This is a genomic window from Corallococcus llansteffanensis (genome assembly GCF_003612055.1).
Taxonomy (GTDB): Bacteria; Myxococcota; Myxococcia; order Myxococcales; family Myxococcaceae; genus Corallococcus; species Corallococcus llansteffanensis.
Genome location: NZ_RAWB01000238.1, coordinates 1 through 14,404, shown reverse-complemented (window position 1 = coordinate 14,404; position 14,404 = coordinate 1). Strand labels below are relative to the sequence as shown.

The 14,404-nt window shown below is 70.5% G+C and carries 13 protein-coding genes and 1 pseudogene; 9 read left to right on the top strand and 5 right to left on the bottom strand.

What is annotated here, in order from left to right:
* The 4 genes and pseudogenes from D7V93_RS21975 to D7V93_RS21960 form a co-directional block, all read left to right on the top strand.
* Positions 1–771: pseudogene (locus tag D7V93_RS21975) on the top strand (M56 family metallopeptidase); the annotation flags it as partial.
* A gap of 96 nt (positions 772–867) precedes the next feature.
* A complete protein-coding gene (locus tag D7V93_RS21970) occupies positions 868–2,583 on the top strand; it encodes an aldehyde dehydrogenase family protein (protein ID WP_120645281.1) in 1,716 nt (571 codons plus the stop codon).
* An 80-nt stretch (positions 2,584–2,663) separates the two neighbouring features.
* Positions 2,664–3,836: a tetratricopeptide repeat protein gene (locus tag D7V93_RS21965; protein ID WP_120645279.1), complete on the top strand. Its 1,173-nt coding sequence runs from the start codon at positions 2,664–2,666 to the stop codon at positions 3,834–3,836.
* Between the two features lie 75 nt (positions 3,837–3,911).
* Positions 3,912–4,463, top strand: a complete 552-nt coding sequence (locus tag D7V93_RS21960) for a hypothetical protein (protein ID WP_120645278.1) — start codon at positions 3,912–3,914, stop codon at positions 4,461–4,463.
* An 8-nt stretch (positions 4,464–4,471) separates the two neighbouring features.
* Here the strand turns inward: D7V93_RS21960 and D7V93_RS21955 are convergent, their stop codons facing one another.
* From D7V93_RS21955 to D7V93_RS21945, 3 genes are read right to left on the bottom strand one after another with little or no spacing between them, the layout of a single operon-like run.
* The gene (locus tag D7V93_RS21955) at positions 4,472–5,533 is read right to left on the bottom strand and encodes an SDR family oxidoreductase (protein ID WP_120645277.1); all 1,062 of its coding nucleotides are present in this window, start codon (positions 5,531–5,533) and stop codon (positions 4,472–4,474) included.
* Between the two features lie 28 nt (positions 5,534–5,561).
* Positions 5,562–6,704 (bottom strand): NAD-binding protein, encoded by a 1,143-nt coding sequence (locus D7V93_RS21950; RefSeq protein ID WP_120645276.1) that lies wholly within the window; start codon positions 6,702–6,704, stop codon positions 5,562–5,564.
* Entirely contained in the window at positions 6,701–8,290 is a 1,590-nt protein-coding gene (locus tag D7V93_RS21945; protein ID WP_120645275.1) for a cation:proton antiporter, read from the bottom strand. Before D7V93_RS21945 ends, D7V93_RS21950 begins: the two co-directional genes overlap by 4 nt.
* Before the next feature lie 158 nt (positions 8,291–8,448).
* Between D7V93_RS21945 and D7V93_RS21940 the strand changes: the two genes are divergently transcribed.
* Positions 8,449–9,210 (top strand): ABC transporter ATP-binding protein, encoded by a 762-nt coding sequence (locus D7V93_RS21940; RefSeq protein WP_120645274.1) that lies wholly within the window; start codon positions 8,449–8,451, stop codon positions 9,208–9,210.
* Positions 9,207–10,010, top strand: a complete 804-nt coding sequence (locus tag D7V93_RS21935) for an ABC transporter permease (RefSeq protein WP_120645273.1) — start codon at positions 9,207–9,209, stop codon at positions 10,008–10,010. The genes D7V93_RS21940 and D7V93_RS21935 overlap by 4 nt, the downstream gene beginning before the upstream one ends.
* 4 nt (positions 10,011–10,014) lie before the next feature.
* Here the strand turns inward: D7V93_RS21935 and D7V93_RS21930 are convergent, their stop codons facing one another.
* Complete coding sequence (locus tag D7V93_RS21930) at positions 10,015–11,181, bottom strand: PQQ-dependent sugar dehydrogenase (RefSeq protein WP_120645272.1); 1,167 nt, start codon at positions 11,179–11,181, stop codon at positions 10,015–10,017.
* A gap of 185 nt (positions 11,182–11,366) precedes the next feature.
* Between D7V93_RS21930 and D7V93_RS21925 the strand changes: the two genes are divergently transcribed.
* From D7V93_RS21925 to D7V93_RS45070, 3 genes are all read left to right on the top strand, one after another.
* The gene (locus tag D7V93_RS21925; protein ID WP_120645271.1) at positions 11,367–11,945 is read left to right on the top strand and encodes a type 1 glutamine amidotransferase domain-containing protein; all 579 of its coding nucleotides are present in this window, start codon (positions 11,367–11,369) and stop codon (positions 11,943–11,945) included.
* A 376-nt stretch (positions 11,946–12,321) separates the two neighbouring features.
* Complete coding sequence (locus D7V93_RS46770) at positions 12,322–13,158, top strand: hypothetical protein (protein WP_244237430.1); 837 nt, start codon at positions 12,322–12,324, stop codon at positions 13,156–13,158.
* A gap of 116 nt (positions 13,159–13,274) precedes the next feature.
* Positions 13,275–13,520 carry a hypothetical protein gene (locus D7V93_RS45070; protein ID WP_158623818.1) on the top strand — a complete coding sequence of 82 codons (246 nt, stop codon included), beginning with the start codon at positions 13,275–13,277 and terminating at the stop codon, positions 13,518–13,520.
* 22 nt (positions 13,521–13,542) lie between these two features.
* Here D7V93_RS45070 and D7V93_RS21910 read toward each other — a convergent pair whose 3' ends face one another.
* Positions 13,543–14,397 carry a DUF1684 domain-containing protein gene (locus tag D7V93_RS21910; protein WP_244237431.1) on the bottom strand — a complete coding sequence of 285 codons (855 nt, stop codon included), beginning with the start codon at positions 14,395–14,397 and terminating at the stop codon, positions 13,543–13,545.
* Positions 14,398–14,404 lie beyond the last annotated feature (7 nt).

Below are 14,404 nucleotides of genomic sequence, written 5' to 3'. Positions count from 1 at the left end.
CCGCCCGCGCTGCCCGCGCTGCCCAGGCTCGCGGCCGCGCCCCGGCCTCCCGCGCCTCCCGCACCGCCCGCGCCCATGGACATGGAGGACGGCGACACCTTCGCGTACCTCTCCGACGGTCGGACGATGATCGTCGGCTCCTCGGACGAGGTGCACCTGGCGCGCACGTTCAAGCAGAAGGGCAAGGACATCATCTTCGTGCGCCGTGATGACAAGCCCTTCCTGATCCGCGACCCGCAGACGCTCGAACAGGTGCGCAAGCTGATGGAGGACGCCGGGAAGCTCGGGGATGCGCAGGGCGCCCTGGGCCAGCAGCAGGCCGCGCTGGGGCAGAAGCAGGCCGCGCTGGGGCAGAAGCAGGCCGCGCTGGGTCAGAAGCAGGCGGAGCTCGCCTATCCCCAGACGCAGCTGGCCGCGAAGCACGCCGCGCTCGCGTCCAAGCGCGCGGACATCGCCATGGAGCGCGCCCGGCTCGCCACCCTCGGCGACGACACCGAGCGCGACCGCCAGGAGGCGGGGCTGGACAAGCGCGAGGCGGACCTCGACCGCGAGGGTGAAGGCCTCGACAAGCAGCAGGAGGAGATCGGCAAGAAAATGGAAGCGCTCGGCGAGCAGCAGGAGAAGCTCGGCGAGGAGCAGGAGAAGCTCGGTGACCAGCAGGCGAAGCTGGCGGAGGAGCAGGCCGCCCGCCACCATGAGCAGCTGAAGAAGGTGATGAACGTCGTCGACGAGGCCATCCGCAAGGGCCTGGCCGAGCCTCTGCCCACCTGAGGACGGAGGGCGCGACCCCCACGGTGACGGCGCACACTGGCTTCCCTATACCGGGACCCCAAGTGTGAAGTCGTGAAGCCCGTCCCGGAGGTCGCCATGTCCGCCGCCGTCCCGCAGCACACGTCTCGCACCACCATCGACATCCTGGTGCGCCGGGTCCGTCAGGGCTCGGGCGCGTGGGCGAAGCTCGCCCTCACGGAGCGCATCCGGCTCCTGGAGGACCTGCGCCGCGCGTACGCCGCCATCGCGGAGCCGAGCGTGCGAGCGGCCTGCGAGGCCAAGGGCATCGACCCCGGCGGGCCCCTCGCGGGAGAGGAGTGGCTCGCCGGGCCCATGGTGGTGATCCGCGGCCTGCGCCTCCTGGCGGACTCGCTGCGCGACATCCAGAAGCACGGCGCGCCCGTCATCCCCCGCTCGCACCTGCGCACGCTGGAGGACGGGCGGCTCGCCGCGAAGCTCTTCCCCCGCGACGCGCTGGAAGGGATGCTGCTGCCGGGCAACGTGGGCGAGGTCTACTTCCAGCCCGGCGTCACCGCCGACAACCTGCGCGAACACCAGGCGTCCTTCTACCGCAAGCCCCACAAGGGCCGGGTGTGCGCGGTGCTGGGCGGCGGCAACGTCAACTCCATCCCCCCGCTGGACTGCCTCTACAAGCTCTTCGTCGAAGGCACCGCCTGCGTGCTCAAGATGAACCCCGTCAACGCGTACCTGGGGCCCTTCCTGGAGCAGGCCTTCGCCCCGCTCGTCGCGCGCGACGCGCTGGCCATCATGTACGGCGGCGCGGAGGAGGGCGCGCAGCTCGTGCACCACGACGCGGTGGACGAGGTGCACATCACCGGCAGCGACCGCACCCATGACGCGCTCGTGTGGGGCCCGCCCGGCCCGGAGTCCGACGCGCGCCGACAGAAGAACGAACCGCTGCTGACCAAGCACGTGTCCAGCGAGCTGGGCAACGTGTCCCCAGTGGTGGTGGTGCCGGGCCCGTACTCGGACGGCGAGCTGCGCTTCCAGGCGGACGACATCGCCGGCATGGTCGCCAACAACGCGTCCTTCAACTGCAACGCGGCGAAGCTGCTGGTGCAACCGAAGGACTGGAGCCGGCGTGGGCACTTCGTGGACCGCATCCAGGCAAGCCTGGGCCAGGCCCCCGTGCGCCGCGCGTACTACCCGGGCGCGGACGAGCGCTGGCGCCAGTTCACCGAAGGCCGCGCGAACCTGCGGCTCGTGGGCACGCCCGGCGAGGGCGACCTCGCGTACGCGCTCATCCCCGACGTGGACCCCGCGAAGACCCAGGACCGCGTCTTCCGTCAGGAGCCCTGGTGCACGGTGCTGTCGGAGACGGGGCTGCCCGGCTCGGATGATCCGGTGGCCTTCCTGGACGCGGCGGTGGCGTTCCTCAACGAGAAGGTGTGGGGCACCCTCAACGCGACACTCATCGTCCACCCGAAGTCGCTCAAGGACCCGAAGGTGAAGGCCGCGGTGGAGAAGGCGGTGCGCGACTTGAAGTACGGGACCGTGGCCGTCAACACCTGGCCCGCCGCGGCCTACGCGCTGGGCAGCCTGCCCTGGGGCGGCCACCCGTCCTCGTCGCTCCGGGACATCCAGAGCGGGCAGGGCTGGGTGCACAACGCGTTCCTGCTGGAGGACATCGAGAAGGCCGTGCTGCGCGCCCCGCTCAAGTCCCTGCCCGCGCCCCCGTGGGTGCCGGGCCACCAGGGCCTGGCGGGCCTGGGCCGCCGGCTGGTGGAGTTCGAGCAGTCCCCCTCGTGGTGGAAGGTGCCCGGCATCGCGCTGGCCGCGCTGAGACGCTGAAGCTCCGGCGATACACCCGTGAGCCCTCTGGAGGCAGGCGGGGAAGCTGCCTTTCAGGAGGCTCGTGGTAGGTAGGGGCCATGGCATCCAGGTACGCGCAAGAGGGTGGGCAGTTGCTTCAGCAGGGCCAGCCCGCGGAGGCGGTGAAGAGCTTCCAGAAGGGCCTCTCCATCGACCCGAAGGACGTGGACTGTCTGATGGGCCTGGTGCGCACCCACCTGAGCACCGGCGCCGCCCAGGAGGCCCAGGGCGCCGTGACGCGCCTGTTGCAGGTGCAGCCGGAGAACACCGAGGCCCAGGCCCACCTGGCCATGCTCAAGGCCCAGGCGGGGGACCCGGTGGCGCTGGTGACGCTCAAGGCGCTGGCCGCCGCGCCCACCGCCGGCTACTTCGAGCGCTTCAACCTGGGCACGCTCCTGGCCGAGCGCGGCGACCTGGACGGCGCGAAGGCCGCCTTCGAGGCCGCGCAGGTGGTGGCGCCCCACAGCGTCTATCCCCACTTCGAGCTGGGCCGCATCGCGGTGCAGCGCAAGGACCCGGCGGCGGCGGCGGAGCACTTCCAGCAGGCCGCGGCGCTGGCGCCCCAGGAAGCGCTGCCGTTCCTGATGTTGTCGCGCGCGCACGCGTCGAACGGCGCCGTGGGCCTGGCCATCTCCGCGGGCGTGCAGGCGCTGGAGCACGCGCGGGGCAAGACGCGCGTGGCGGTGCTGCAGGACCTCTTCCGGCTGTACCTCCTGGCCAACAGCCAGGAGGCCGCGCGGCGCACCATCCAAGAGCTGCGCGAGCTGGACCCCACGCACGTCCAGTACATCCACTTGCAGGGGCTCGCGGCGATGCTGGCGGGGGAGCTGGCGGAGGCGAAGGGCCTCTTCGAGGAGGCCCTCCAGCGCGCGCCCCACCAGTGGGACGTGCGCCACTCGCTGGCGCAGGCGCACGAGGCGATGGGCCATCGCGAGGAGGCGCGGCGGCTCCTGGAGGAGACGGTGGCGGCGGCGCCGAACGAGCCCAGCCCCACCAACGACCTGGTGCGCCTGCTGATGGGCGACCAGGACCACGCCCGGGCCCGCACGCTGCTGGAGCGGGTGCTGGCCGTGAACCCGCATGACGCGCTCACGCACCTGAACCTGGCGCGCGCCCACCAGCCCTTCGACCGGGCGGAGGCCACCCGCCACGCGAAGCAGGCGCAGTCGCTGGGCGGGAATGACACCTTCCAGGCCCAGGTGGCGCAGTTCCTGTCGGACCTGGGCTCCTGACGCACCCCGTCTTCCGCGAGCCCAAGGCCGTGCCTACCTTCAGGCACGGCCGAAACAGGGCAGGCAGGGGGGCGTATGCGCAAGGCGGAGCAGGCACTGATTGAACAGTTGGAGGCGCGCTTCCGGGAAGTGACGCGCCTGCTCTACGACACGACCGTGCCCGCGAGGGTGCTGGACGAAGAGCTGATGCCGCTGATGGCGGAGAACGTCACCTTCATCGACCCCTGGCAGAAGGGCGGCGGCAAGGAGACCTACCGCAAGGGCGCGGCGGGCTTCCACTGCATGCTCCGCTTCGACTTCGACATCTTCCAGCTCAACGTCCAACTGGAGCCGGACGGCAAGAGCGGGCGGGCCATCGTGGACGGGGTGATGAACCTGAAGCAGTTCGCCTGGCTGTACACCTACCCGCTGCGCACCATCCTGGTGTTCGACTTCACGCTCCAGCGCGGCGAGGACGGCGGGGAGGTGCTGCCGCTCATCCACGCGCACGAGGAGATGTGGAGCTTCGGCGACATGATCGCCAACGTGCCCGGCGTGGGGACGCTCTACAACGCCTTCCGCGACGCCTTCAGCCACGGCTTCCTGGCGGCGTCCGCGGTGTGCGGTCGCCTCAAGCGGGCCACGTAGCTGGCGCCTCAGGTGGGAATGATCTTCTCCGCCTGGAGCTGACGCATCAGCGCGACCATGGCCTCGGTGCTGTCCAGGTGCATCTCCTGGAAGCCGAAGCGGCGGGCCTTGTTCACGTCGAAGAACGCGTCGTTCTCCACGTGGAAGATGAAGTCGCCGAAGGCCCAGTTGGCCAGCTTCTTCAGCCCGTGCGGGTGCAGGCCGTGGCGCTGCGTCAGCGCCTCCCAGACGGGGGATTTGTCCTTCATCGCCTCGGTGAGGGAGAAGGGCTGCGGGTCGGCGCACGCGATGCCGAACGCGTCCGCGATGCGCGGGAAGACCTGGCTCCAGCGGAAGACGTCGCCGTTGGTGATGTTGAAGATTTCGCCCGCGCAGGCTTCGTTGAGGGCGGACCACTCCATGGCCTTGGCCAGCACCGTGGCGTCCGTCACGTTGGCGAGGATGGAGTACGCGCGCGGCGTGGAGGGGAAGCGCAGCGGCACGCGCAACGCCTTGCACAGCGACGCATAGACGCCGATGAGGTTGCCCAGGTTCATCGGGTTACCCACGGCGAGCCCCATCATCATGTCGGGCCGGAGGGCGGTCCAGCTCCAGCGGCGGCCCTTGGAGGCGTCGCGCAGGTAGTCCTCCTGGTCGTAGTAGAAGTTGGGCGGGAAGTGGCGCGGGTCGGTCTCCTTCGCGGGCGTCTTGTAGAGGCCGAACTGCGCGCCGTACGCCTTGCCGCCCTGGATGAAGGAGACGTGGCGGAAGCCCGGCGCGTGCTTCTCCAGCGCCTCCACGGTGTTGCGCAAGAGGGCGACGTTGACGCGGGCGAGGTCGGCGGCGTCCGGGCGCTCCTGGTACGCGGCGAAGAAGACATGGGTGACGTCCCGGAGCCATTCCGCCGCGCTCGCGAGCGAGTCCGGCGACTGCAAGTCCAGCGAGCGCAGCTCGGCGCGTGTGGCGAAGTCCGGCGCGGCGCGCGACACGGCCTTCACCTTCCAGTCCGGCCGCGTGTCCAGGTGCGTGATGAGGTTGCGGCCGATGATGCCGGTGGCGCCCAGCACCAGCGCGGTGTGCTTCGTCGTCATGGGACTCTCTTGCGAAGGAAGTCTGTCTTCAGCGGCCGAACAGCCCGCGCCGCTTGGCTGGCGTGGCCTGCTGCCCGCCCTGCACGCGCGACAGACGCTGCCCCAGGATGCGGCTCATCTCCAGCGCGACGGCGGGGTTGGCCATCATCACGCCCCGGAAGTCCTCGCGGCCCACCGCGGCCAGCTCGCTGGGGGCGGTGGTGACGGCGGTGGCGTTGCGCGGCTCGCCGGTGAGCAGCGCCAGCTCCCCGAAGAAGCCGCCCTGCTTCACCGTGGCCACCGTCTGCCGGCCGCCGTCCTTCATCGCCACCTCGCCGGTGACGACCACGTAGAAGGTCTCCCCCGCGTCGCCCTGGCGGAACAGCTCCGTGCCCGCGGGCATCTGGAGCAGCTCCGCGCCGCGCGCCACGTTCTCCAGCTCCTCGTCACTCAGGGGCGCCAGGAAGTCCAGCTTGCGCAGCGTCTGCGCCAGCGTCGACGCCAGCACCGCGCCCAGCGGCGGCTCCGCCGTGAGGAACTCCACCGCCTTGGCCACCTGCGTGCGACGCGCCACCAGGATGACGTTGTTCCCGGCCTTCAGCTGCGTGTTGCCCTCCGGCAGCGCCGTGTGACCCTGCGGATCCACCATCGCGATGAAGATGCACTCGCGCGGGAAGCCCTCCAGGGCCCGCACCTGCGCCACCGTCTGCCCCGCCACCCGCGCGCGGGAAGGGATGGCCAGCTCGAACAGGAGCGCGTCGCCGCTGCTGAGCGGCAGCGACCCGGACACCTGCGGGAAGTCGATGGCGGTGGTCATCTTCGCCACGACGACGTCCGCCTCCGCCACCAGCTCCTTCACGCCCGCCAGCCGGTACGCCTCGCGGTAGTTGGTGTCCAGCATCCGCACCATCAGGCGCGCGCTGGACACCGAGCGCACCAGCATGGTGAACGCCAGGTTCGCCGGGTCGTGCGCCAGCACCGCCGCCGCCACGTCCGCGCTCCCGATGCCCGCCGCCTCCAGCACGCGCGGGTTGGTGGCGTCCCCGCACACCGTCACCACGCCCACCTCCTCGAAGAGGCGCGCGCAGATGCCGGCATCGCGCTCGATGACCGTCACCGTGTGCTGCTCCGACACGAGCCGCGCCGCCAGCGCGCCGCCCACCCGTCCTCCCCCCGCGATGACGATCTTCATGACGCCTTGTGCTCCTTGCTGTCCTTGCTCGCGCTGCCGCCGTGCAACACCTTCTCCAGGTCCAACATCCGCGCGTCCAGGTGCGCCAGCATCTCCTCCGCCGTCGCCTCCGGAATCAGCCCGTTGCGCCGCGCGCCCTGCAACGCCGTGCGCTCCGCGTCGATGAGGCGCCGCCGCATGCTCAGGATGTCCTTCGCCCCTTCCGCCAGGTGCTGCTCGCTGATGCGGCGCAGCTCCCGCTCCGCCCGCGCGATGTTCACCTGGTACTCGCTGCGCAGGTGCTCATAGGCCGCGCGCGGCAGCAGGCCCTGCGTGTGCAGCGCCTCCAGCTCCACGTGCGCCGCGCGGCTGGCGATGAGCCGGCCCCGCTGCCCCGCCATCTCCAGCGCCACCGCGTCCTGCTGGAACAGGCCCAGCCACTTGAGCGCGCCCGTGAGCATCAACCCCTGGCCCACCATGGACACCAGCGTCACGCCGAACGCGATGGCGATGAGCTGCTCGCGCGCGGGCGTCGTCTCCGGGAGACCCAGCGCGAGGCCAATGGACAGCGCGCCCTTGATGTTGCCCACCAGGAACACGTGCTGCCAGCGCAGCGGGATGCTCTCCGCGGGCTTGAGCCAGCGCAGCAGCAGGAACGGCACGTAGATGGCCACCGCGCGCCCCAGCACCACGGCCACCACCGCGATGCCCACGCCCGGCAGGTGCCCCTGGAGCGCCTCCGGCCGCGTGTCCAGGCCCACGGAGAGGAACAGGAACGTGTTCACGCCGAAGGTGGCGTACTCCCAGAAGGAGTGGATGGCCACCTGGCTCTGCGGCGCCACCTCGCGCCGCAGCGTCACACCCACCGCCAGCCCGGCGATCACCGCGGAGATGGCGCCCGACAGGTGCACCTCTTCCGCCAGCACATAGGACGCCAGCGCCACGGCGGTCGTCACCATGATCTCCGCGAGCGGATCCTCCGCGCGCCGGATGATGAAGCCGCCCAGCAGGCCCATGGCCAGGCCCACCATCGCGCCGCCCACCGACGCGAGCAGCACGTGGCCGCCCAGCGAGCCCAGCGTGGGCGCCTCGCCCCCGGCCACCACCGCCGCGATGGCCGTGTACGCCACCAGCGCGGTGCCGTCGTTGAAGAGGCTCTCCCCCTGGATGATGCCCGCGAGCCTCCCCGGCACCGGCGCGCGGCGGAAGGCATACAGAATGGAGACCGTGTCCGTGACGGCCAGGATGGAGCCCAGCAGCAGCGCGGGCCCCCACGCCAATCCCAGCAGGAAGTGCAGCGCGGCGCCGGTGGCGCCGATGGCCAGCATCATCCCCAGCGTGGACAGCACGCCAATGGGGACCGCGTTGGCGCGGATGCCATTGAGGTCCGCGCTGATGCCACCCTCGAAGAGCAACAAGGGCAGACAGATGAGGAACACCACCTGCGGGTTGAGCGGCGGCACCCCGGGCAGCAGGTGGCCCACGGAGATGAGCAGGCCTCCCAGCACGAGCGCGACGTTGTACGGCACGCTGGCCCGCTTGGCGGCGATCGCCAGCGCGATGGCCGCCACCATCAGGCCGATGAGGATGGGGACTTCCAGCAACACGTCGACTCCATCAGGCGCCAGGGGAGGGCGGAGTTTTCCAGAATCGCGGGGCGGGTGCACGGGCACCGTGCCCTTTTCGTCATCCGTGCCCGCCTGCCTTCCCGCTCCCGAAGTGGGCCCTGGCGGGAGGGCGTCCGCGTGGTACAGCTGGGCCCCCGATGACCCCCTCTCCCCCGGTGCTCTCCGTCCAGGCGCTGCGCAAGGTGTACGGCGAGCGCGCGGCCGTGGACGGCATCTCCTTCGACGTGGGCCGCCGGGAAATCGTGGGCCTGCTGGGGCCCAACGGCGCGGGCAAGAGCACCACCATCAACATGCTGCTGGGCGTGCTTGAGCCCTCCTCCGGCACCATCCACATCGAAGGCGTGGACCTGGCGTCGCACCGCGTGCAGGCGCTGGAGCGCACCAACTTCGCCGCCGTCTACGCGCCCCTGCCGGGCAACCTCACCGTGGCGCAGAACCTGCGCGTCTTCGGCCTCATCTACGGCGTGAAGGGCCTGTCCGCCCGCATCCAGACGCTGCTGGAGGAGTACGACCTCCAGCGCTTCCGCGACACCAAGTGCGGCGTGCTGTCCTCCGGGGAGCAGACGCGCGTGTCGCTCGCCAAGGCGATGCTGAACCAGCCCCGCCTGCTGCTCCTGGACGAACCCACCGCGTCTTTGGACCCCGCCACCGCGGTGGACATCCGCACCCGCATCCAGGCCTTCGCCGCGCGGGGGGACAGCGGCGTGCTGTGGACGTCGCACAACATGTACGAGGTGGAGGCCGTCTGTGACCGCGTCCTCTTCCTCGCGCGCGGCCGGGTGCTGCTCCAGGGTGACCCCAAGACGCTCCCGCGCGAGCACGGCCACGCGACGCTGGAGGAGCTGTTCATCGCCGTGGCCAACGAACCCCTCGCCCTGGAAAGGCAGCCGCTGCCATGAAGCCGAGCCGGGTCGCGGGCATCGCGCTGCGCCAGTACTACCTCTACAGGGGCAACTTCGCGCGCGTCGTGCCGCTGTTCGCGTGGGTGGCCATCGACATGGTGCTGTGGGGCTTCATGACCCGGTACCTCAACAGCGTGAGCCCGGCCGGCTACGACTTCGTGCCGGCGCTCCTGGGCGCGGTGCTGCTGTGGGACTTCTTCGCGCGGGTGATGCAGGGCGTGACCATGGGGTTCTTCGAGGACGTCTGGTCGCGCAACTTCCTCAACGTCTTCGCCACGCCGCTCACCCTGTCGGAGTACGTGAGCGGGCTCGTGCTGACGAGCATCGTCACGAGCACCATCGGCCTGGTCGTCATGCTCCTCTTGTCCACCACGGTGTTCGGCCTGTCCTTCGCGGCCTACGGCGTGATGTTCGTGCCCTTCGTGCTGGTGCTGTTCCTGTTCGGCATCGCGCTGGGCATCTTCAGCAGCGCGCTGGTGCTGCGGCTGGGCCCGGCGGCGGAGTGGTTCGTCTGGCCCATCCCCAGCCTGCTGTCGCCCTTCGTGGGCGTCTTCTATCCGCTGTCCACGCTGCCGGAGTGGATGCAGTGGGTGGCCCGCGCGCTGCCCCCGTCGTATGTCTTCGAGGGCGTGCGCACGCTGGTGGCCGGAGGAGAGTTCTCCGGCGCCACGCTCGGGTGGGGCTTCGGGCTGGCGGTGCTGGACATCATCCTCGCGGGCCTGTGCTTCCAGTGGGTCTACCGCTACGCGGTGCGCACGGGCCTGCTGGCCCGCTACAGCGCGGAGAGTGTCACCTGACGCTTCAGCGCCGGATGCGCAGCAGCAGGTCCTTCTTCGCGCCGCAGCTTCCCCGGCCGTCGCAGTTGCTGGTGGTGACGTACAGGTGGCCGTCGGGGCCCATCAGCACGTCGCGCAGGCGGCCATGGGTGCCCCGCAGGTAGACCTCGTGCCGGGCCACCCGGCGCGGCGCCTGCGCGTCGAACTCCACCCGGTGCAGGTGCGTGGCGCCCAGGCTGCCCACGAGCAGTGAGCCCTTCCACTCCGGAATCGAGGTGCCCGTGTACACGGCGGCGCCGCCCGGGGGCATCGCGTCGTCGAAGGTGAGCGACGGGGTGATGCGGCCCTCCTGCGTCTCGCAGGAGTAGATGCCGGGCCAGCCCAGGTTGTCGCCCGCCTTCGCCACGTTCACCTCGTCGTGGGCGCGGCGCATCGTCTCGCCGCTGGGCCCGTGGTCGGTGAGGTACAGCGTGCTCGCGTCCTTCCAGTCAAAGCCTTGCGTGTTGCGCACGCCCAGCAGGAACGCGGGGGAGTTGGGAAAGGGATTGTCCTGGGGCACTTCTCCGTCGGGCGTCAGCCGCAACAGCTTGCCCGCGGGGTTCGCCGGGTCCTGCGCGAAGTCCGGCTCGCGCGCGTCCCCCGTCCCCACGTACAGCATGCCGTCCGGGCCGAAGCGCAGCCGTCCCCCGTCGTGGTAGGTCGCGGACGGGATGCCGCCGAAGATGACGCGCTCGAAGGTCGCGGCCGTGCCATCCGGGGACAGCGTCCAGCGCTCCACCCGGTTCTGCGCCTTCCCGTCCGCCTCGGTGGTGACGTACAGGTAGAACTGGCGGTTCGTCGCGAAGTCCGGGTGCGCGGCGATGCCCAGCAGGCCCCCCTCGGCGCTGCTCGCGATGGACAGCGTGGCCACGGGCTGGGGCTGCAGCGTGCCCCCTCGCAGCAGGCGCACGCGGCCGGGACGCTCGGTGAGGAGCGCGTCGCCGCCCGGCAGGAAGGCCACGCCCCAGGGGACCTCCAGCCCTTCCGCCACCACGTCCACCGTGATGGGCACGGTGCCGTCCTGCCCCCAGCCGTCCTCCACCAGGACGCAGTCCGCGGGGGAGGCGGTGCCCTGGGCCTGGCTCTTGCGGCAGGCGGAGGCGGAGGCGGCGAGCACGACGAGGGCGGACAGCAGCAGGCGGCGGGAGCGCATGCAGGGGAATCTAACGCCCGCCGCGCTCGGTGAACGCACGCCACGGACCCGGAAAGGGGGCAGGCGGGCGCGCCCTCCGGGGAAATGCGACCCCAGCGGCGTTGTCTTGGTCCCCTTCGTGGGCACCTTGCTCGGGCGGGGTCATCAGCACCCAAAGTCATTCCATCCTGGCAGGAGGCATTCCCATGGCGCGCATCGCATTCATCGTGGCCAACGACTTCGAGGACTCGGAGTTCAGCGTCCCCTACGACAAGGTGAGGCAGGCGGGGCACGAGGCCGTCATCATCGGCCTGGAGGCAGGCAAGTCCCTCAAGGGAAAGAAGGGGACGGAGATCAAGACGGAGCGCGCGGTGAAGGAGCTGAAGGCCGCCGACTTCCAGGCGCTGGTGATTCCCGGGGGCTATTCGCCGGACCACCTGCGCATGGACATCGCGATGGTCGGCTTCGTGCGCGACTTCTTCAAGGAGGACAAGCCCATCGCCTCCGTGTGCCATGGGCCGTGGATGCTGGTGGAGGCGGACATCGCGGACGGGCACACCGTCACGTCGTTCCCCTCCATCAAGACGGACCTCATCAACGCCGGCGCGCGCTGGGTGGACCGCGAGGTGGTGGAGGACGGCAACATCATCACCTCGCGCAAGCCGGGCGACCTGGAGGCCTTCTGCGCCGCGCTGCTGCGCCAGGTGCAGAACGGCATCGCCCCGCGCCTCGGCACGCCCCAGGCCCCGGAGGCCACCGCGGACCGCGCACCGCCCGTGCACTGATCCGCACCGCCTACCGCCGTCCGGAACGGAAGGACCCAGGCCCTCGGGACGCGCCACGCGCCCGGGGGCTTCGGATGTCCTCTCGGCGACGCACCGCGCTGTAACCTCAAGGGTTGTCTTTCCGTTGTTCTGGGATTGTTCCGTCAGATGCTTCTTGCCGGAGGGGTCAAAAACATCTTTAGTGGGTTTCCCGTACCCCAGGATCGTCCGCCCTTTCCTGGATTTTACACCTGAGTTGCCATTATCCAGCATTGCTGTATATGGTCCGACCTGAAGCGACTCGGACGCGCCGCAGCCATGCGGTGCCAGCGGACCCCCCTCCATGACCCTGGCTTCCCGAACCGTGACCCTTCCGTCTCGACAGGTTGTGCGAGCGGTGCTCCACGAGGCGCTGGAGAGCAAGCTCGGAGGCGAGGTGGTGGTGAAGTCCCCCTCCGTCTCCGGGCGCATCTTCGTGGTGGAGCGCAAGGTGGCCTGGACGGTCCTCACGGGCCCCGGCGCGCGCAGCTTCTCCACGGAGCTCGTCGAAGCGCGGCTGGTGACCCGGGAAGACGTGGCCCAGGTGATGGCGGAGTGCCGCAAGAGTGGCGGCAACTTCTGCGAGACGCTGGTGGCCTGGGGCCTGGTGGAGCGCGCCACGTTGCGCGACCTGTTGTGCCGGCACCTGGGGAGCCAGCTGGACGCGCTCCTGTCCGTGTCGGAGGCGCAGGCCCTCTTCGTGCCCCAGCCGCGCTCCTACTCCAGCGAGATGACCTTCGTGCTGGACGAGCTGGCCTCCGCCGCACCGGCTGCTGAAGCACCGCGGTCGCAACCTTCCTCCACTCCCCCCGTCCTACTGGAAAGAGAAGTCATGGCGAACGTGAAGCAGACGCTGGAAGATGCCTTGAAGATCGATGGAGCGTTCGCGGTGTGTCTCGCGGATGCGAAGAGCGGGATGACCCTGGGCAGCGCCGGCTCCGCGGGGTTCAACATCGATGCGGCGGCCGCGGGCAACACCGAGGTGGTGCGCGCCAAGATGAAGACAATGCAGGCGGTGGGCATCAAGGACCGCATCGAGGACATCCTCATCACCCTGGGCGAGCAGTACCACATCATCCGTCCGCTCGGGACCCGCGAGGGCCTGTTCCTCTACATCGCGCTGCACCGCTCGAGCGCGAACCTGGCGATGGCGCGCTTCCGTCTGGCGGAGCTGGAGAAGACCCTCCAGGTTTGAGTCGTACCGCTCGTGCAATGCCAGACATCTTGGATGCTGGCGCACGGGCATGCCATGGTGGGACTCCTGCCTCACGATGCCGCAACCCCGCGACATCCGGCTGCCGGAGTCACCCCATGTCCAGGTCCAAGACGCGTCTGCTCGCCGTCCTCTTCGTCACCGCCTCCCTGTCCGTGTCCGCGAGCGAACCCGTGAAGAAGGGCGACGAGTCGGCTTCCGCGGCCCAGCCGGGCAAGGCGGGCTCGGCGGCCTCGGAGGGCAAGGGCGCCGGCAAGGGCAAGGAGGCGCAGGCGCCGAAGGCCGGCAAGGGCAAGGGCAAGGCCAGCAGCGGCGGCAAGGGCAAGTCCGCGGCCGAGGAGTAGCCCCGACCCCGGAGATGCTCCGTCAGTGCTCGCCCGCGCGCTGCTCGCCGGCTTCCACGCGCAATGCCAGACGGTTGCCGCGGGGAGGCAGCGGGCAGGTGGCGAAGCGGGAGAAGGCGCACGGCGGATTGTAGGCGCGGTTGAAGTCCACCACGACGCGCCCGTCCTTGTCCGGCAGCGGCGTGGAGAGGAACCGGCCGGCGCCATAGGTGGTGTCGCGGTTTGTCTCGTCGCCGAAGATGATGAAGAGCTCGTCCGAGCCGTCCTCCAGCACCGGCACCAGGCGGTGCTCCTTGCCCGCCACGGTGAAGACGAGCGTGCCGGGCGACTTCATCTCCTCCTGCATGCCCAGCACGTTGGGCACGGTGATGGTGCGCGGCGTGGCGTCCGGCACCAGCTTCGCCTCCACCCTCCACGCGGCGCTGGGCGCATACGTCGGGATGCCGTGGAACTGCTTGCGCGCCGGGGCCGCTGAATCCTTCACGCGCACCCCCAGCCGGTCTCCCCGGCGGATGACCTGGAAGCTCACGCTGCCCAGGCGCAGCACGTCCGGCGCGCCCTTCTCGTCTGTCTTCAGCGCCCCCCCCGTGAAGGGCTTCCCTTCCAGCGTGAAGGCCGCGCCCGGCGCGGGCTGGAAGCTCACGCTGTCGCCCGTGCGGACGAAGGTGCCTGCCTGGCTCGGGACGGGCGCGGGCAGGGGCACCTCGAGGTCGGGCGCGGAGCCGGCCGCCTGCTTGCCCTCCTCCAGCCAGGTGAGCCCCACCAGGGTCAGCCAGCCCTCTTCCGACGACAGCCGCTCCAGGCGCTTCGCATGCCAGGCGCGGGTGGCGGCGACGACGTCTTCCGGGGCGGACTTGTCCTTCGGTTCGGAGGTCATCTTCTTC